General features: G+C 41.8%; 1 protein-coding gene. It reads right to left on the reverse strand.

Annotated elements, in window-relative coordinates; genetic code table 11:
• Nucleotides 1-256: TRAP transporter large permease subunit (locus R0K30_RS22605; RefSeq protein ID WP_410613159.1), on the reverse strand; the 256-nt coding region annotated here is incomplete at both ends.

A 256-nucleotide genomic window follows, 5' to 3' on the forward strand; every position in this document is an offset into this window, starting at 1 on the left:
GTAAATAACCCGCAATAAACAATGCAGCAATAGACACACCACCGCTTGCAAGTGAATAAATAATTAATATGTTACTAGGTGGGATAAGCATGCCAGTGGTTGCGGCAGTAACGGTAACTGCTGTACTAAATGGCTTGTTATAACCCTCTTTATTCATAGCGGGTATCATAAAGCCACCAATTGCTGAAGTCGCAGCAACAGCTGAGCCAGAAATAGAACCGAAAAGTGCACACGAAATCACATTTACGAATGCAAG

It is taken from the genome of Bacillus sp. SIMBA_154 (assembly GCF_046536015.1).
GTDB classification, from domain to species: domain Bacteria; phylum Bacillota; class Bacilli; order Bacillales; family Bacillaceae; genus Bacillus; species Bacillus pumilus_P.